The sequence below is a fragment of the Blastococcus goldschmidtiae genome, assembly GCF_031845325.1.
In the GTDB taxonomy this organism is placed as follows: Bacteria; Actinomycetota; Actinomycetes; order Mycobacteriales; family Geodermatophilaceae; genus Blastococcus; species Blastococcus goldschmidtiae.
Map to the genome: position 1 here is coordinate 26,803 of NZ_JAVREI010000013.1, position 17,966 is coordinate 44,768.

The window sequence follows — 17,966 nt, forward strand, 5'->3', positions numbered from 1 at the left end:
TTCGGCGGTGGCGTGTCCGAGCGGCCGAAGGAGCACGCCTCGAAAGCGTGTGAGGTTCATAGCCTCCGTGGGTTCAAATCCCACCGCCACCGCCAGCTACCGGAGCCCCTGCTCTCCCGTGAGGGAGGCGGGGGCTCGGTCGTCGGTCAGGGGTCGAGCTCGCTGTCGAGGATCAGCTGCCCGTCCCGCTCGATCACGGTGAACGCGCGGACCGCCGACTCCACCCGGCCATCGGTGTAGGTCCACCGGAGCCGGCCGGTGGCCCGGGTCTGCCCGTCGGACGCCTGCACCTCGCTGAGCGTCACGTCGGAGAACTGGTTCCAGTACCCGATGTAGTTCTCGCGGTTGATGTTCGCCCGGAGGGTCGGCCCGGTGCGGTCGTAGGCGGAGGCCGGGTCCTGGAGCACCTGCCGGTGGTAGTCGGCGAGGAACGCCTCGATGTTGGCGGCGCTGAGCGGGTCGGCGGCCGGTTCCGGTTCCGGTTCGGGGACCGGTTCGGGTTCGGGGGCGGGCTGGGAGGGCGTCGGCTGTTCCGCGGCGCTGGTCCCGGCGCTCCCGTCGTCCGGATCTGTGGCGTCGGTCGAGCCGCCGGCCGGCTCCTCGCCCGTCTGCTCGTCCCCGGTCTCCTCCTCCTCGGGCGCCGGGCTCGACGGCGACGGGGAGGACGGCGTCCCGCCGGCCGGCGTGCCGGCGCCGTCGGTGTCGTCGAGGTTCAGCAGCACGAACCCGATCACCGCGGCCAGGGCCGCGACGAGGAGTGCCGCGGCCAGCAGGATCCCCTTCCGCCGGCCGGTCCGTGGCGACGCCGACGGGGGAGGGGGAGGCGCGGCGTCCGGAGGTGTGCTCGTCCGCGGGCCGGCCGGTGCTGCTGCCGAGCGGACGGGGGGCGCGGGCAGGGGCGCCTTCGCCGGCGCATCGGCCGCCGCGGCGGCTCCCACAGCAGCGGCCCCGACGCCGGCCGCGCCGGCAACGGCGGCTCCGGCAGCGGCCACCCCGGCGGCCGGGAAGGCCTCGGTGCGCGGGCGCCCGCCGGCCGGGCGCAGGTCGGTGCGGGCCAGCAGGACCGTGGTCGTGTCCCCGCTGCGTCCTGCGGCGAGCCGGGCCAGCTCGTCCCGGACCTCCGCCATCGTCGGGCGGTCCGCCGGGTCGGCGGCCAGCATCCGGGTCACGGGGCCGGTGAGGGAGCCGGCGCGCGCGGGTGGACGGATGGCCCCGCCCGCCACCTTGTGCAGCATCGCCAGCGCGTTGTCCTCCATGCCGAAGGGCGGCTGCCCCTCCAGGCACGTGTACAGCGTGGCGCCGAGGGAGAAGACGTCGCTGGCCTCGCCCATCTCGTAGCCCTGGGCGACCTCGGGCGCGAGGAAGGCCGGCGTCCCGGTGATCTGGCCGGTCTGGGTGAGCGTGACGTCGCCGTGGGCGTGCGAGATGCCGAAGTCGGTGATCTTGACCAGGCCCTCGAGCCCGTCGCCCTGGCCGATGAGGATGTTGGCCGGCTTCACGTCCCGGTGCACGATGCCGGCCGCGTGCGTGGCGGTCAGCGCGTCGGCCACCTGGGCACCGATCTGCGCCACCTGGTCCACGCGCAGCACGCCGTCGGCGGTGACCACCTCGGCCAGGCTGCGCGAGGGCAGGTACTCCATGACCAGCCACGGCGTCTCGCCCTCCTGGGCGACGTCGTAGACGGAGATCGCGTGCGGATGGCTCAGCCGCGCGGCGATCCGGCCCTCGCGCAGGGCGCGCTGCCGTTGCTGGTCGGCCAGCGCCTCGTCGGAGTCGGAGACCAGGACCTGCTTGACCGCGACCTGCCGGCCCAGGAGTTCGTCGCGGGCCAGCCAGACCGCTCCCATGCCGCCGCCACCGATCTGCGACTGCAGGCGGTAGCGCCCGGCGACGAGCCGGCCGGGCGCGGTGAGGGATCGGGACATCGGCGGGGTGGGGCCGGACCGGGGTCAGACGCCCGAGGGTTCCCCGTACCGGCGCACGTACTCCTCCTTGGCACCCTCGGGCAGGGCGTCGAAGAGGTCGCCGAGCTCGGAGTGCACCGCGGGGTCCAGGTCGTCGAAGATCCGGCCCCAGGTGGGCGGTTCGTCGTAGCTGCGGGTCAGCAGCAGCTCCCAGGCCTGCGACTGGCGGTCGCGCTTCCCGCGCTCGGCGACGAACTCGGAAAGGTAGGAGTCCTTGGCGGCCGCCTTCTCCGCCGAGGTGGCGCCCTCCGGCAGTGCCGCGGCGTCACCGCCCTTGAGGACGCCGACGATCGCCTCGACCACGTCCGGTCGCACCTGCGTGTCCTCGCTCATGTCCGCCTCCTCCTCCGGTCGCCTCCGCGGCGCGTTCCCGAAAGGCCTCAGTTCGAATCCGCACGTGCATGCCCGCCGGTCGGGACACTCAACCACCCTGCCGCCCCCGGACGGTGTCCCGACGGCTCCCGTGCCCCGGCCGGTGGTCGTCGAGGCGCCCGCCGAGAGCCGTGCCCAGGTCTCGGGAGCCCGCCCGGTAGCATCGGGCACGCAGTTGGAGGATTCGCCTAGTGGCCTATGGCGCTCGCTTGGAAAGCGGGTTGGGGGCAACCCCTCGGGAGTTCGAATCTCCCATCCTCCGCCGCACCGGGCCCGCCCCGTCCTCTCCGGACGGCGGCGGGCTCGTCGCATCCAGCGTGCCGGGCGTCCGCCCGGTGTGCTCTACAGTGTGTCCAGACCCCTCGTGTGGCGTCACCCTGTGAACCTCCCCAGGGCCGGAAGGCAGCAAGGATAAGCGGGCTCTGGCGGGTGCGCGGGGGGTCCCTTTCTTTCCCCGGACCGGTGCGGGCGGAGGATGCGCCCGGACCGTCGGGGCGGCTGGGTAACCTCGCCCCGTGGCCCTGGCTCTGTACCGGAAGTACCGCCCGGCGACCTTCGCCGAGGTGGTCGGTCAGGAGCACGTCACCGCGCCGCTGGTGAACGCCGTCGACGGCGGCCGGATCAACCACGCCTACCTCTTCAGCGGCCCACGCGGCTGCGGCAAGACGTCGTCGGCGCGCATCCTGGCCCGCTCGCTGAACTGCGAGCAGGGGCCCACCTCGACGCCCTGCGGCGTCTGCGGCTCGTGCGTGGCGCTGGCCCCCGACGGCCCGGGCTCGCTCGACGTCATCGAGATCGACGCGGCCAGCCACGGTGGCGTCGACGACGCCCGCGACCTGCGCGAGCGGGCGTTCTTCGCGCCGGTGAACAGCCGCTACAAGGTCTACATCGTCGACGAGGCCCACATGGTGTCCTCGCAGGGCTTCAACGCCCTGCTCAAGGTGGTGGAGGAGCCGCCGGAGTTCCTGGTCTTCGTCTTCGCGACGACGGAGCCGGAGAAGGTGCTGTCCACCATCCGGTCGCGCACCCACCACTACCCGTTCCGCCTCGTGCCGCCGACGACGCTGCGCGGACTGCTGGAGAGGACCTGCGCTGCCGAGGGGGTGACGGTCGAGCCGACGGTCTTCCCCCTCGTCGTCCGCGCCGGCGGCGGCTCGGTCCGCGACTCCCTGTCGATCCTCGACCAGTTGCTCGCCGGCGCCGGTCCGGAGGGCGTGACCTACAAGAGCGCCGTCGGCCTGCTCGGGGTCACCGACGACGCGCTGCTCGACGAGACGATCGACGCGCTGGCCGCGCACGACGCCGCCGGGGTGTTCCGCGCGGTCGACCGGGTGGTCGAGGCCGGGCACGACCCGCGGCGGTTCGCCACCGACCTGCTCGACCGGCTGCGCGACCTGATCGTGCTGGACGCGGTGCCCGACGCCGGGGGCAACGGCCTGCTCGATTCGCCGTCGGACCGGCTGGACCTGATGAGCCAGCAGGCCCAGGCGCTGGGCTCGGCGACGTTGTCGCGGATGGCCGACACGGTGCACGAGGGGCTCACCGAGATGCGGGGGACGACGGCGCCGCGGCTGCTGCTCGAGCTCGTCTGCGCCCGCATGCTGCTGCCCGGCACCGACGGCTCCGCGGTCGCCACGCTGCAGCGGCTCGAGCGGCTCGAGCGGCGGATGTCGATCGCCGGCGAGCACGCGGGACGTCCCCAGGCCGAGCCCGCACCGCAGCAGCCCGCGCGGGCAGTCGAGACCCGTCCGGCGCCGGCCCGCGAGCCGGAGCGTGCGCCCGCGGCCGAGCCGGTCCGTCCGGCGGCGGCTGCGCCTGCCGACGCCCCTGCCGCCGCCGCCGCCCCTGCCGCCGCCGCCCCTGCCGCCGCCGCCCCGGCGGAGTACGTCCGCCCTTCGCAGCGCCGCGAACAGGTCGCGCCGGCGCCGACGCCCGCACCTCCCGCCGCCACCCCCGCCGGGGACGACTGGCCGGAGACCGTGCAGCCCGGATCGCGCACCCGGGCGGCCGCGCCCACACCCGCTCCGGCCGCGCCCACACCCGCTCCGGCCGCTCCGGCGGCTGCCGCTGGGCGGCCCGACGCCCGGTCCGTGCGTCCCGCGACCGACGAGCCGGACATCCCCCTGCCACCCGAGCCCACCGACGACGAGGACTGGCCGCACCCGGCGCAGCCGGCGGCCGTCCGTGCCGCGGCCGCGCGCGTCGAGGACCCCGCACCGGCCGCCCCGCCCCGGCCGGCGGCGGAGTCCTCACCCGTGCCGCGGGGCGGCGAGCCGACGCCGGTGGTCTCGGCCAACCCACCCGAGTCCGAGGGCACGCTGGACACCAGCGACGTCCGGCGCGTGTGGCCCGAGCTGCTGAAGGTGGTCCGCGGCCACAAGCGGACCACCGAGGCGCTGCTGAAGAGCGCGCAGGTGCACGACCTGGCCGGCGGCGTCCTCACCCTGGGGGCGACGTCGCCGGCGCTGGCCAAGATGCTGGGCGACGACCTGAACAAGGACGTGATCCGCGCGTCGCTGCAGGAGCTCCTCGGCGTCCGCTGGAAGGTGCAGGTCGTCGTCGCGGGCGCTGCTGCGCCGGGGCCGCCGGTCAGCCGCGAGGACGCCCGTGAGGCGGCCCGTGCAGCCGAGGCGGCCGAGGCCCGTGAGCTCATGGCCGAGCGGGCAGCGGAGGAGTCGGGGTCGGGACGCGAGCCCCAGGCCGTCGTCGACCCGGAGCAGGCGGCGCTGTCGCTGCTGCGCACCCAGCTCGGCGCCCGTCCGATCGAGTCCTGAGCGGCCCGTCCCGGCGGCGCCGGAGCCGACGGTGGTCGTCGGGTCCCGCGGGCACCAGCCGTCCCGGGGGTGGCCGGGAAGCGGCTGCGCGTCGGATCCGCGGCCTACTCTCGAACCATGTTCCCCGGTGGAGGCCAGCCCGACCTGTCTCAGTTGATGAAGCAGGCGCAGGAGATGCAGCAGCAGCTCGTCGCCGCGCAGGAGGAGCTCGCCGCGCGCGAGGTCACCGGCACCGCCGGCGGCGGGCTGGTCTCGGCGACGATGACCGGCAGCGGTGAGCTCACCGCGCTGACGATCGCCCCGGCCGCCGTCGACCCCGAGGACCTGGAGACGCTCCAGGACCTCGTGGTCGCCGCGGTCCGCGACGCCAGGCGCGCCGTCGACCAGCTGGCGGCCGACACGATGGGCCCGCTGGCCGGCGGTCTCGGTGGCGGCCCGGGGGGCGGGCTGGGCCTGCCCGGCTTCTGACCGGCACCTCCACACCGCCCAGAGATCGAGGAACACCGTGTACGAGGGTGCCGTCCAGGACCTCATCGACGAGCTCGGCCGCCTTCCCGGCGTCGGGCCCAAGAGCGCGCAGCGGATCGCCTTCCACCTGCTGGCGTCCGAGTCCGCCGACGTGGGCCGGCTGGTGGCCGCGCTCAACCGGGTGCAGGCCGAGGTGCGCTTCTGCGTGACCTGCTACAACGTCGCCGAGGCCGAGCAGTGCCGGATCTGCCGCGACCCGCGCCGCACCGAGGACGTGCTCTGCGTCGTCGAGGAGCCCAAGGACGTCGTCGCCATCGAGCGGACCAGGGAGTTCCGCGGCCGCTACCACGTGCTCGGCGGCGCGATCAGCCCGATCGACGGCGTGGGCCCGGACGACCTGCGGGTCAAGGAGCTCATGACGCGCCTGATGAACGGTGCCGTCACCGAGCTGATCATCGCCACCGACCCCAACCTCGAGGGCGAGGCGACCGCCGCCTACCTGGCCCGGCTGGTCGGACCCATGGGGCTGACCGTGAGCCGGCTGGCCAGCGGCCTGCCGGTCGGCGGCGACCTGGAGTACGCCGACGAGGTCACGCTGGGCCGCGCGTTCGAGGGCCGCCGCACCATCACCGCCTGACGCCGCGCAGTCGCGCCCCGGGCACTGCACGGCCTCCGGCGTGGGCGTGTGCCCCATGTCACGAGATGGTGTCGATACAGCCCTGGCCTCGCCGGTACGGGAACGGGCGTCTTAAGGTCCGCTGAACAGTGTGGATCTTCGCGTCCACGACTGACAGATCCGGATCCCGTCCGGCCCACAGGGGCTGGGAAGGCAGGTCTTCCGCGATGCATCGTCGCCGCTACACCCGCGCGCTCGCCGCTTCGGCCGCAGCCGTAACCGCGGTCACCCTCTCCGCCTGTGCCTCCAGCGACCGTGAGGACTCCGGCGACGGCACCGATGCCGCCGGCGACGCCCAGTCCGGCGGCACGATGGTCTTCGGCGCTGCCGGCGACCCCGCCATGTTCGACCCGGCCTTCGCCAGCGACGGCGAGACCTTCCGCGTCGCACGCCAGATCCACGAGGGTCTGTTCACCAACGAGCCGGGCGGCACGGAACCCGTTCCCGCCCTCGCGGAGGACTACGAGGTCAGCGAGGACGGCCTCGAGTACACGTTCAACCTGCGCGAGGACGTCCAGTTCCACGACGGTACGGACTTCAACGCCGAGGCGGTGTGCTTCAACTTCGACCGCTGGCACAACTTCACCGGCCTGGCCCAGAGCCCGAGCGCCTCGTACTACTACCAGGCCGTCTTCGGCGGCTTCGCCGACAGCGACGACCCCGGCATCTACGAGGGCTGCGAGGCGACCGACGAGAACACCGCCGTCATCTCGTTCAACCAGGTGACCAGCAAGATCCCCGCCGCCCTGTCGCTGCCGGCGTTCTCCATCCAGAGCCCGACGGCGCTGGAGGAGTACGACGCCGACAACCTGTCCGGCAGCGAGGACGCGATCACCTACACCGAGTACGCCCTCGAGCACCCGACCGGCACGGGCCCCTTCAAGTTCGACAGCTGGGACCGCGGCAACGGCGAGGTCACCATCGTCCGCAACGAGGACTACTGGGGCGAGCAGGCGCTGCTCGACGAGATCATCTTCCGCACCATCCCCGACGGGAACACCCGCCGGCAGGAGCTGCAGGCCGGCACCATCGACGGCTACGACTTCGTCTCGCCCGCCGACTACGACACGCTGGAAGGCGAGGGCGCACAGGTCCTCGTCCGCGATCCCTTCAACATCCTGTACCTGGGGATCAACGGCGGGAACGTGCCGGGCACCGGTGCCAACCCGGCCCTGCAGGACATCCGGGTCCGCCAGGCGCTGGCGCACGCCATCGACCGCGAGACCATCGTGAACTCGCTGCTCCCCGAGGGCGCCGAGGTGGCGACGAACTTCATGCCGCCGACGGTCGACGGCTGGGCCGAGGACGTGCAGACCTACGAGTACGACCCCGAGCGGGCCCGCCAGCTGCTCGAGGAGGCCGGCGCGCTGGGTACCACGCTGAAGTTCTACTACCCGACCGACGTCAGCCGGCCGTACCTGCCGGACCCGGCCGCGATGTTCCAGGTCATCAGCGAGGACCTGCAGGAGGCCGGCTTCACCGTCGAGCCGACCGCACTGCAGTGGAACCCCGACTACCTGCAGGCCGTCCAGTCCGGCCAGGCCGACGTCCACCTGCTCGGCTGGACCGGTGACTACAACGACGCCTACAACTTCATCGGCACGTTCTTCGCCGAGGACCAGAACAACCAGGCGTCCGCGGAGTTCGGCGCGTTCAGCGCCCCGGAGATCTTCGAGGCGCTGGCGCAGGCCGACGCCGAGCCGGACCCGGCCGAGCGGACGGAGCTCTACGAGGAGGCCAACCGCCTCATCAAGGAATTCCTGCCGGCGGTGCCGATCTCGCACTCGCCCCCGGCGCTCGTGGTGGCCGAGAACGTGCAGGGTCTGGAGCCCAGCCCCCTGACCGCGGAGGACTTCTCGACGGTGTACCTGGAGGACTGAGCCGGTTCCCCTCGACCGCGCCGGCGGTGGCATGATGCCGCCGCCGGCGCGGTCGCCCGTCCGGGGTCGGACGCGACCAGGACCGAGCTGTCCGGAAAGGCTGACGCGACCACGTGCTCCGCTTCATCGTCCAGCGGCTACTCCAGCTGATCCCGATCCTGCTCGGGTTGTCCGTGCTGCTCTTCGCCTGGCTGCGGGCACTGCCCGGGGGCCCCGCGCAGGCCGCCCTCGGCGAGCGGGCGACGCCCGAGGCGATCGCCCAGTACAACGAGCTGTTCGGCCTCGACGAACCGCTCTACGTCCAGTACCTGCGCTTCCTCGGCCGGGCGCTGACCCTCGACTTCGGCAACTCCACCCAGTACGGCCGCCCGGTCACCGAGGTCTTCCTCGAGCGCTTCCCGGGCACCATCGAGCTGACCCTCGTCGCGATGGTCTTCGCGATCGGCGTCGGCATCCCGCTGGGCTACCTCGCCGCCCGCCGGCACGGCAGCTTCCTGGACTCGGCGTCCGTCGTCGGCTCGCTGCTGGGCGTCGCGATCCCGGTCTTCTTCCTCGCCTACCTGCTCCGGCTCGCCTTCGCCGTCGAGCTCGGCTGGCTGCCCGGCTCCGGCCGGCAGGACGTGCGCATCGACGCCACCCGGATCACCAACTTCTACGTGCTCGACGGGCTGCTGACCCGGGAGTGGGACGCCGCCTGGGACGCCGCCCTGCACCTCGTGCTGCCCGCCATCGCGCTCGGGACCATCCCGCTGGCGATCATCGTGCGCATCACGCGGGCGTCGGTCCTGGACGTGGTCAACGAGGACTACGTGCGGACGGCGAACGCCAAGGGACTGGCGACGGCGACCGTGCGGCGCCGGCACATCGTCCGCAACGCACTGCTCCCGGTGTCGACGACCATCGGGCTGCAGACCGGGCTCCTGCTGTCCGGCGCGGTGCTGACCGAGACCGTCTTCGCCTTCGGTGGGGTCGGCCTGGCCCTCCGGGACGCGATCACCTACCGGGACTTCGCCGTGCTGCAGGGCTTCATCCTGCTGCTCGCCGTGGTGTACGTGCTGGTGAACCTGCTGGTCGACATCTCCTACGGTCTCCTGGACCCGAGAGTGAGGGTCCGTTGACCGCGCTGGGGGACGTCCGCCGGAGGCGCATCGACGAGCTGGCCGCCCAGGCGGGGGCGATCCCGGAGGGCGACGGCGGGCTGTCGCTGACGCGCAGCGCCTTCAACCGGCTGCGGCGCGACCCGGTCGCGATCATCGGCGCCGTCATCGTGCTGGTGTTCCTGGTGGTCGCCGCCTTCGCCCCGCTGCTGGCGCCCAAGGATCCGGTGACGCAGTACCTGCTCTCGGAGATCCGCCCGGGGCAGATCCCCGGCCCGCGGGAGGGCTTCCCGCTCGGGGTCGACAACCTCGGCCGCGACCTGCTCTCCCGGCTGATCTACGGCTCGCGGCAGTCGCTGCTCATCGGCGTCGTGTCCACCGTCCTCGGGCTGGTCGTCGGCATGACGCTGGGGGTGCTGGCCGGCGCCTTCGGCGGGTGGGTGGACACCGTCGTCATGCGGTTCGTCGACATCATCCTGTCGATCCCGGGCCTGCTCATGGCGATCACCGTGTCGGTGCTGCTCGGGCAGAACCAGTACTCGCTGATGATCGCCATCGCCGTCGTCCAGGTGCCGGTCTTCGCCCGGCTGCTGCGCGGGTCGATGCTCGCCCAGCGGAACAGCGACTACGCCGTCGCCGCCCGGGCGCTCGGGGTGAAGAAGGCCCGCATCGTGTTCGGGCACGTGCTGCCCAACTCGCTGTCGCCGGTGATCGTCCAGGCCACGCTGTCGCTCGCGACGGCGATCATCGAGGCGGCCGCGCTGTCCTTCCTCGGCCTCGGCGACCCCGACATCGCCCGGCCGGAGTGGGGCGCGATGCTGGCCAACGCGCAGGCCTTCCTGTCCGTCCGCCCGTGGCTGGCCATCTGGCCGGCGCTCTGCATCATCGTGGTGGCGCTGGGGTTCACGCTGCTCGGTGAGCGGCTGCGCGAGGCCCTCGACCCGAAGTTCCGGAGGTGAGCACTTCGTGACGGTCCCGAACGGTCCGGTCCTGGAGGTCGACGAGCTCACGGTCACCTTCACACGCAAGGGGGAAGCCGGCACCCGCGCCGTCGACGGCGTCAGCTTCTCGGTCGCCCCGGGCGAGACGATCGGCCTGGTCGGCGAGTCCGGCTGCGGGAAGTCGGTGACCTCGCTGGCCGTCATGGGGCTGCTGCCCAGACGTGGCGTGCAGGTCGGCGGCTCCGTGCGGTTCGACGGCCAGGAGCTCGTCGGTGCACGCGACGAGGTGCTGCGCCGCATGCGCGGCGCTGACATGGCCATGGTGTTCCAGGACCCGCTGTCCTCGCTGAACCCGACCGTGCCGATCGGCACGCAGGTCACCGAGGTGCTGCTCGAGCACCGCGACATGGACCGGAAGCAGGCGTCGCGGGAGGCCGTCGAGCTGCTGGACAAGGTCGGCATCCCCGACCCGGATCGGCGGCTCAAGGAGTACCCCCACCAGCTCTCCGGCGGCATGCGTCAGCGCGCGCTGATCGCGATGTCGCTGGCCTGCTCGCCGCGGCTGCTCATCGCCGACGAGCCCACCACCGCGCTGGACGTCACCATCCAGGCGCAGATCCTCGAGCTGCTGAAGGAGCTCGTCGTCGACACCGGGACGGCGCTGGTGATGATCACGCACGACCTCGGCGTCGTCGCCGGGCTGTGCGACCGGGTGCACGTGATGTACGCGGGCAAGATCATCGAGACGGCGGACCGGCACGAGCTCTTCGCCCGGCCGAGGCAGCCCTACACCGGTGGCCTGCTGGCCTCGGTGCCCCGTCTGGACGCCAGCCGCGGGACGCCGCTGAGGCCCATCCGGGGCTCGGCCCGCGACGCCATCCCGTGGTCCCAGGGCTGCGCCTTCGCGCCCCGGTGCGACAACGCCCAGGACGACTGCCTGACCGAGGTGTCGGGCAGCATCGTGCCGCTGGAGTACGACGGGCCGGGTCGTGAGCTGCGCTGCCGGCACCCGCTGGAGTACCCGCCGTCCCGGTCCGGGTCGACCGTGTCCGGAGCCGCCCGATGACCGCCGACGCGTCGGCACCGCGCACCCAGGGCCAGGAGCCGCTGCTGCAGGTCCGGGGCCTGAAGGTCCATTTCCCCATCAAGCGGGGGATCGTCTTCGACCGGACGGTCGGCCACGTCCGGGCCGTGGACGGCGTCGACCTCACCATCGAGCGGGGCGCCACCTACGGGCTGGTGGGGGAGTCCGGCTGCGGCAAGTCGACGCTCGGCCGGGCGATCCTGCGGCTGGAGGAGCCGACCGCCGGTGAGGTGATCTTCGACGGCACCGACGTGGCCTCGCTCAAGGGCGAACCGCTGCGGCACATGCGCCAGCGCATGCAGATGGTGTTCCAGGACCCGCTGGGCAGCCTGGATCCGCGGCAGAACGTCGAGTCGCTGTTGTCCGAACCGCTGCGCGCCCACGGTCTCGGGGGCGGCAAGGCCGGTATCGCGGAGAAGATCCGGACGCTCCTGGACGCGGTGGGCCTGCCGTCGGCCGCGCTGCGCCGGTATCCGCACGAGTTCTCCGGCGGTCAGCGGCAGCGCATCGGCATCGCGCGCGCCGTCGCCCTCGAGCCGGACCTGCTGATCGCCGACGAGCCGGTCTCGGCGCTGGACGTCAGCGTCCAGGCCCAGGTGCTCAACCTGCTGGAGGAACTGCAGGAGCGGCTGGGTCTGACCTATCTGGTCATCGCCCACGACCTCGCCGTGGTGCGGCACATCAGCGACGTCGTGGGGGTCATGTACCTCGGCTCGCTGGTCGAGCAGGCGCCCGCCGACGACCTGTACGAGCAGCCGCTGCACCCCTACACCCGGTCCCTGATGAGCGCCGTCCCCGTGCCGGACCCCGTCGTGGAGGAGACGCGCGAGCGGATCCTGCTCGCCGGTGACCTGCCGTCACCGGCGAACCCGCCCAGCGGGTGCCGGTTCCACACCCGCTGCCCGTGGCGGCAGGAGACCCGGTGCGACGACGAGGTGCCGGTGCTGCGGGAGCTCGCCCCCGGCCGGCTGGTCAGCTGCCACTGGGCCGAGGAGATCCGGGACGGCGTCCTGCACCCGAAGTCGCCCGAGGAGGTCGCGGCGTCCATGGGCGCCTCCGTGCGGGCCCCCGGTGCGGAGAACCCGGAGACAGATGCGCTGGTGCAGGGCGTCGACGAGCCCATCGAGCGGCGCTGAGCTACTCCAGGACGACGTCGTCGCCGTCGCGGCGGGTCCGGCGGACGCGCAGTCGCACGAGGCGGCCGACGGCGGCGACGAGCCCGGAGTAGCCCGGGGTCGGCCCGTGGTAGCCCAGGAAGCCGCGCGGCCCGTCGACCATCTCGCCGGTGCGCACGTCGTAGCGGCTCTGGTGCCACGGGCAGACCAGGCAGCCGTCGGCGTCCACCGAACCCTGCGACAGGTCGGCGAGCTGGTGCCGGCAGCGGCGGGAGACGGCGAAGTGGCGGTCCTCCCCGTCCGGTCCCGGGCCGCGGTTGCCCACGGCCCAGTCGCCGACGCGGCGCACCTTCCCCGGAGGCAGCTCGGCGGCGGGGATCCGGTCGTCCTGCGGCACGGGAACTCCTCGGGGTGCGGGGTGGGTGGGCACCGCCTACCCACGGCGACCACGCCCGACCCCCGCCGCGCCGGTACCTTCGATCGGTGATCCGTATGAAGGTGGCCGTCCGCCGGCTGTTCGTGGTCGTGGGCGCGTCCGCCCTGCTCGCCGTCGGCGCTGCGGGCCCCGCGCTGGCCGAGGAACCGTTCCGGCTCGACGACCAGATCGTCGACGAGGCCGGTGTCCTCGACGACGAGACGGAGATCGACGCGGCGCTCGACGAGCTGCAGTCGGATGACGGGATCCAGCTGTTCGTCGTCTTCGTCGACGACTTCGGCGGCCTGACCAGTCGGGAGTGGATGACCGAGACCCAGCAGCTCTCCGCGCTGGGCGGTGCCGACGCGATGCTCGCCGTCGCCGTGGACCCGGGCGAGTACGGCATCGACGTGCCCGACGGCGCCGACGTGACCCGCGCGGAGGCCGAGCAGCTGGCCAACCAGGCGATGGTGCCCGAGTTCCGAGAGGGCGACTGGGAGGCCGGCGTCGTCGCGTACGCCGACATCCTGCGCACCGGCGAGGCTCCGGGCGGCGGCGACTCCGGGGGTGGCGGCGCCCTGCTGGTGGTCGGGGCCATCGCCCTCGTGGGCGGCGGCGCGTACCTGGTCAGCCGCAGCCGCCGGCGCAAGCGGGAGGCGCTCCCGCCGCCGGTCAGCCGGCTGGAGAAGGCCGACCCGTACGCCGGCGTCTCCACCGAGGAGCTGCAGGGCCGGGCGAGCAACGCGCTCCTGCAGCTCGACGAGGCGATGCAGACCTCGCAGCTGGACCTCGACTACGCCCGCCTGCAGTACGGCCCGCAGGCGGTGGACGGCTTCGACAAGGCCCTGGCGACCTCGCGGGACGAGCTCTCCCGCGCGTTCACGCTGCGCCAGCAGCTGGACGACGACATCCCGGAGGACGAGCCGACGACGCGCCGGATGCTGGGCGAGATGCTGCAGCTCACCCAGGCGGCCGGCACCCGGCTGGACGAGCAGGCCGAGGCCTTCACTGCGCTCCGAGACCTGGAGCACACCGCCCCGCAGGTGCTCGACGCTCTCGCACCGCGGATCGCCGAGCTGCATGCCCGCATCCCGCAGGAGGAGCAGCGGCTGGCGCAGCTGCGGCAGCGCTTCGCCGACTCGGCGATCGGGCCGGTCGCGGACAACGTCACCGAGGCGCGGGCCCGGCTGGCGGCCGCCGAGCAGGAGGTCCAGGAGGCCCGGACGGCGCTGGCCTCGCCCGAGCCCGGCACCGCTGTGGGCGACATCCGCGCGGCCGAGGACGCGGTGGCGCAGACCACCACGTTGCTCGACGCCGTCGGCCGGCTCGGTGCCGACCTCGACGCCGCCGGGAGCCGGGTCGCGCAGATCCGGGCCGAGACCGAGAAGGACCTCGCCGAGGCGCGCGCCCTCACCGCGGCGGGCGACCGGAGCGGCCTGCGCCCCCAGATCAGCCGCGCGGAGGCGGCACTGAGCGCGGCCGACGGCCTGATGGCCGGGAGCCGGCCCGACCCGCTGGCCGCGCTGCGGCAGCTGGAGGAGGCCGACATCGCGCTGGAGCAGGCGCTCACCGTGGCGCGCGACGCGCAGACCCAGGTGCGCCGGGCAGCGGCCGCCCTGGAGCAGGCGATCATGACCGCCCGGTCGGAGATCGCCTCCGCCCGCGACTTCATCGCCACCCGCCGGGGTGCGATCGGCCCCGAGGCGCGCACCCGGCTGGCCGAGGCGCAGCGGCACCTCGACGCCGCCGTCGCCCGCGGGCGCGACGAGCCGGTGGCGGCGCTGCAGGAGGCGCACCAGGCCACCTCGCTGGCGCGCTCGGCGTTCGAGCGGGCCCAGGACGACCTCTCCGGCTGGGGTGGCGGCCACGGCGGCGGGCCCGGTGGGTTCGGCGGCGGCTACGGGCCGGGCTACCGCCGGGGCGGCGTGGACCTCGGCAGCCTGGTGCTCGGCGGCATCCTGATGGGCGGTGGCCGGGGCGGGGGCTTCGGTGGCGGCTTCGGCGGTGGCGGTGGCGGTGGCTTCGGCGGCGGGGGCTTCGGAGGCGGCGGCGGCGGAATGGGCGGCGGTCGGTTCTAACCCGTCGCGCACGGAGTCCTGGGAACTGTCGGACCCCGGTGGGACGGTGACCCTCTTCACATCCTGAGGAGGAGAGATGCCCACACGAGACACCGCCTGGCCGGCCGGCACCCCCTGCTGGATCGACTACGGCGCGGGCGAACTGGACAGCGCGAAGGCGTTCTACGCCGACCTGTTCGGCTGGTCCTGGACCGGCGGCGACGAGGAGTACGGCGGCTACGCCAACGCGGACAAGGACGGCGCGCAGGTCGCCGGCCTCGGTCCGCTGATGGGCGAGGGTGACCCGCCGTCCTGGACGACGTACTTCGCGACCGACGACGCCGCGGCGACGGTCGGACGCATTCGCGACGCCGGCGGCACCGTCGTCGTCGAGCCCATGGAGATCGGCCCGCTGGGCACGATGGTCATCGCGCTGGACCCGCAGGGCCATGCGTTCGGGCTGTGGCAGTCGGGCGAGCACACCGGCGTGCAGCGGTACAACGAGCCCGGCGCTCTGGTGTGGAACGAGGCCGCCGTCGAGGACACGGACGCGGCGCAGCGGTTCTACACCGCGGTGTTCGGCTTCCAGTGGCAGGCGATGGGGGGCATGGCGCCCTACGCGACCTTCGGCACCGGAGGCGACCCGCTCGGCGGGCTGGGCGGGGTGTCGCCCGGCCTGCCCGCGGGCTGGACGGTGTGCTTCGCGGTGTCCTCGACCGACGGCGTGGTCGGAGCCGTCGAGGGAGCGGGCGGGAAGGTGCTGCACACCCCGGAGGACACCGAGTTCGGCCGGTTCGCCGTGCTCGAGGACCCCTGGGGCGCCCCGTTCTCGGTCATGGAGCTTCCCGCCCGGGGCTGAGCAGGCACCACGGCGCCGGCCCCTCCGAGGAGATGTTCGGAGGAGCCGGCGCCGGACGAGCGTCGGGTCAGCCGGTCCCGCCGCGGACACCGGCGTGCGGCATCGGCTCGCGGCGGCCGTAGGCGGCGGGGATCGAACCCAGCCGCCCCTTCTGGAAGTCCTCGAACGCATCGAGGACCTCGTGCCGCGAGTTCATGACGAAGGGCCCGGCCATGGCGATCGGCTCGCGGATGGGCGCGCCACCGAGGACGACGACGTCGAGCGCCGGCGTGCGCGACTCCTGGTGCACCGCGCCGTTGATCGTCACGGTGTCCCCGGGGCCGAGCACCGCGAGCTGGCCGGTGCGGACCGGTGCTCCGTCGATGCCCACCGACCCGGCACCCGACAGCACGTAGACGAGGGCGTTGAAGTCCGGGCGCCACGGCAGGTCGAGGGTGGCGCCGGGGGAGACGGTGGCGTGCACCATGCCCATCGGCGTGTAGGTGGACCCCGGTCCGGTGGCGCCGGCGACGTCGCCTGCGATCACCCGGAGCAGTGCGCCGGCGTCGGCGCTGGCGAGCAGGACGGACTCCTGCGCGCGCAGGTCCTGGTAGCGCGGCTCCACCCACTTCTGGGCCCGGGGCAGGTTGACCCACAGCTGCAGACCGTGGAACAGGCCGCCGCTGGCGATGAGCTGCTCCGGAGGGCGCTCGATGTGCAGGACACCCCCGCCGGCGGTCATCCATTGGGTGTCGCCGTTGCTGATCGTGCCCCCGCCGCCGTGGGAGTCGGCGTGCTCGAAGGTGCCGTCGATGATGTAGGTGACGGTCTCGAAGCCGCGGTGCGGGTGCCACGACGTGCCCTTGGGCTCACCGGGCGCGTACTCCACCTCGCCCATCTGGTCCATGTGGATGAAGGGGTCCAGATCGCGGAGGTCGACGCCGGCGAACGCCCGGCGCACCGGGAACCCCTCGCCCTCGAAACCCGACGGCGCGGTGGTGACCGAGCGGGTCCGGCGGCGGACGGTGCCCGGCCCCGGGAGCGGGACGCGGGCCAGTGTGGTGGTGTCCTCGACGGTGACGGCAGGCATGCCGACCTCCTCGGTTGAGAGTTCAACTAGTGACACCGTAACCCGGGCGGTTCCCGAAAGCTTCCCGACGGCGGTTCCGCAGGACGTGGGGCACCGGCGCGCGTCCCTCCCGGGGTTTCACCGCACTCCGCAGCGGACACGGCCGGACGGTGCCGGACCTCCTCCCACCCCGGCTCGGCTGCCCCAAGCGCATGGTCTTCGGTCCGTGCGGCGGGGTGCGCGCCGGCGCCCGCTGCGAGGTGGCCGAGCACCGCTGCGTCTTCGTCGACGGCCCGGTGCCGGCCTGGCCGGAGCCGCCGGTCGAGCCGGTCGCCACGAGTGGGCTGCTGGCCGCCGCCGCGCGCGGCCCCGTCGTCCTCACCGACCTGACGACGGCGCCGTTCGACGCCGACTCGGTGCGTCGCGTGGTCGAGGTGCTGGCCCCCGTCTCGGACGCGCTCCTGGCCGGCGAGCACGCCAACCGCCCGGACGTCCCGCCCACGATGATGGCCGCCCGGGTCCATGCGGCCGGTGGCCGGTTGTGGACGACGCTGGCCTGCCGCGACCGCAACCGCGTGGTGCTCGAGCAGGAGCTGGCCGGGCTCGCCGCCCTCGGCGCCGACGGCGTCCTGTGCGTCACCGGCGACGCCCGCGGCCCGGGCGTCCGCACCGGCGTGACGCAGGTGTTCGACCTGGACGGCCCGCGGCTGGCCGCGCTCGCCGCCGGGACGGGGCTGGCGGTCGCCGTGCCCGAGTCACCGGAGGCGCCGCCGGTGGCGGCACGCCCCGCGCGGGTCGCGGTCAAGCAGCGGGCCGGGGCGCAGCTGTGCGTCCTCAACCACGTGCGCAGCCCGGCGCGGGTCGCCGAGTTCGTCGCCGCGGCGCGGGCGGCCGGCGCGACGCTGCCCTTCGTCGCCGGGGTGGCCGTCTACACCGACGAGCGCTCGGCGCGCGTGCTGCAGCGCTTCCCCGGGCTGCAGTTGGACGACGACCGGGTCGAGCGCGTGCTGGCGTCGTCCGATCCGCGGGCGGCCGGCATCGCGGCCGCCGTCGAGGAGGCGCGCGCCCTGCTCGCGGTCGAGGGCGTCGTCGGAGTGAACCTCTCCGGGATGGGCTCGGAGCGGGGTGAGGACGACGGCGCGCGGGTCAAGGCCGCGGTCGCGACGGAACTGAGAGGTGGGCAGTGAACGAGCTCGCGAGTTCACCGGAGGCAGCG

The 17,966-nt window shown here is 73.8% G+C and carries 15 protein-coding genes, 2 tRNA genes and 1 other RNA gene; 14 read left to right on the forward strand and 4 right to left on the reverse strand.

From position 1 onward, the window contains the following. Positions 1–6: 6 nt before the first annotated feature. Positions 7–95, forward strand: a tRNA-Ser gene (locus RM425_RS16135). 51 nt (positions 96–146) lie between these two features. On the opposite strand, the gene RM425_RS16140 is transcribed toward RM425_RS16135, so the two are convergent. Together RM425_RS16140 and RM425_RS16145 are read right to left on the reverse strand one after the other, a co-directional pair. Beyond that, on the reverse strand, positions 147–1,925 hold the full coding sequence (locus RM425_RS16140) for a serine/threonine-protein kinase (protein WP_311346240.1): 1,779 nt from the start codon (positions 1,923–1,925) through the stop codon (positions 147–149). Positions 1,926–1,949: 24 nt separating this feature from the next. Continuing rightward, entirely contained in the window at positions 1,950–2,297 is a 348-nt protein-coding gene (locus RM425_RS16145; protein WP_311346241.1) for a hypothetical protein, read from the reverse strand. Positions 2,298–2,513: 216 nt separating this feature from the next. Between RM425_RS16145 and RM425_RS16150 the strand changes: the two genes are divergently transcribed. The 10 genes from RM425_RS16150 (at position 2,514) to RM425_RS16195 (ending at position 12,392) form a co-directional block, all read left to right on the forward strand. After that, positions 2,514–2,598 (forward strand) — tRNA-Ser (locus RM425_RS16150). A gap of 91 nt (positions 2,599–2,689) precedes the next feature. After that, an RNA gene (gene ffs, locus RM425_RS16155) (signal recognition particle sRNA small type) lies at positions 2,690–2,785 on the forward strand. Positions 2,786–2,851: 66 nt separating this feature from the next. After that, on the forward strand, positions 2,852–5,110 hold the full coding sequence (locus RM425_RS16160) for a DNA polymerase III subunit gamma and tau (protein WP_311346242.1): 2,259 nt from the start codon (positions 2,852–2,854) through the stop codon (positions 5,108–5,110). A gap of 117 nt (positions 5,111–5,227) precedes the next feature. After that, entirely contained in the window at positions 5,228–5,578 is a 351-nt protein-coding gene (locus tag RM425_RS16165) for a YbaB/EbfC family nucleoid-associated protein (protein WP_311346243.1), read from the forward strand. 37 nt (positions 5,579–5,615) lie between these two features. Next, complete coding sequence (gene recR, locus RM425_RS16170; protein WP_311346244.1) at positions 5,616–6,215, forward strand: recombination mediator RecR; 600 nt, start codon at positions 5,616–5,618, stop codon at positions 6,213–6,215. 206 nt (positions 6,216–6,421) lie between these two features. Then, positions 6,422–8,134, forward strand: coding sequence for an ABC transporter substrate-binding protein (locus RM425_RS16175; protein WP_311346245.1), 1,713 nt, complete (start codon positions 6,422–6,424; stop codon positions 8,132–8,134). A 113-nt stretch (positions 8,135–8,247) separates the two neighbouring features. Continuing rightward, positions 8,248–9,252 (forward strand): ABC transporter permease, encoded by a 1,005-nt coding sequence (locus RM425_RS16180; RefSeq protein ID WP_311346246.1) that lies wholly within the window; start codon positions 8,248–8,250, stop codon positions 9,250–9,252. Further along, entirely contained in the window at positions 9,249–10,190 is a 942-nt protein-coding gene (locus RM425_RS16185; RefSeq protein ID WP_311346247.1) for an ABC transporter permease, read from the forward strand. The genes RM425_RS16180 and RM425_RS16185 overlap by 4 nt, the downstream gene beginning before the upstream one ends. 7 nt (positions 10,191–10,197) lie before the next feature. After that, positions 10,198–11,238: an ABC transporter ATP-binding protein gene (locus tag RM425_RS16190; protein WP_311346248.1), complete on the forward strand. Its 1,041-nt coding sequence runs from the start codon at positions 10,198–10,200 to the stop codon at positions 11,236–11,238. Beyond that, the gene (locus RM425_RS16195) at positions 11,235–12,392 is read left to right on the forward strand and encodes an ABC transporter ATP-binding protein (RefSeq protein ID WP_311346249.1); all 1,158 of its coding nucleotides are present in this window, start codon (positions 11,235–11,237) and stop codon (positions 12,390–12,392) included. The genes RM425_RS16190 and RM425_RS16195 overlap by 4 nt, the downstream gene beginning before the upstream one ends. 1 nt (position 12,393) lies before the next feature. Here the strand turns inward: RM425_RS16195 and RM425_RS16200 are convergent, their stop codons facing one another. Further along, positions 12,394–12,768 (reverse strand): Rieske (2Fe-2S) protein, encoded by a 375-nt coding sequence (locus RM425_RS16200; protein ID WP_311346250.1) that lies wholly within the window; start codon positions 12,766–12,768, stop codon positions 12,394–12,396. A 95-nt stretch (positions 12,769–12,863) separates the two neighbouring features. Between RM425_RS16200 and RM425_RS16205 the strand changes: the two genes are divergently transcribed. Then, positions 12,864–14,864, forward strand: coding sequence for a TPM domain-containing protein (locus RM425_RS16205; RefSeq protein ID WP_311346334.1), 2,001 nt, complete (start codon positions 12,864–12,866; stop codon positions 14,862–14,864). A gap of 76 nt (positions 14,865–14,940) precedes the next feature. Then, on the forward strand, positions 14,941–15,702 hold the full coding sequence (locus RM425_RS16210; RefSeq protein WP_311346251.1) for a VOC family protein: 762 nt from the start codon (positions 14,941–14,943) through the stop codon (positions 15,700–15,702). A gap of 67 nt (positions 15,703–15,769) precedes the next feature. Here RM425_RS16210 and RM425_RS16215 read toward each other — a convergent pair whose 3' ends face one another. Then, positions 15,770–16,771 carry a pirin family protein gene (locus tag RM425_RS16215; RefSeq protein WP_311346252.1) on the reverse strand — a complete coding sequence of 334 codons (1,002 nt, stop codon included), beginning with the start codon at positions 16,769–16,771 and terminating at the stop codon, positions 15,770–15,772. A gap of 149 nt (positions 16,772–16,920) precedes the next feature. Between RM425_RS16215 and RM425_RS16220 the strand changes: the two genes are divergently transcribed. After that, a complete protein-coding gene (locus RM425_RS16220; protein ID WP_311346253.1) occupies positions 16,921–17,937 on the forward strand; it encodes a methylenetetrahydrofolate reductase C-terminal domain-containing protein in 1,017 nt (338 codons plus the stop codon). The last annotated feature ends 29 nt before the right edge of the window (positions 17,938–17,966 follow it).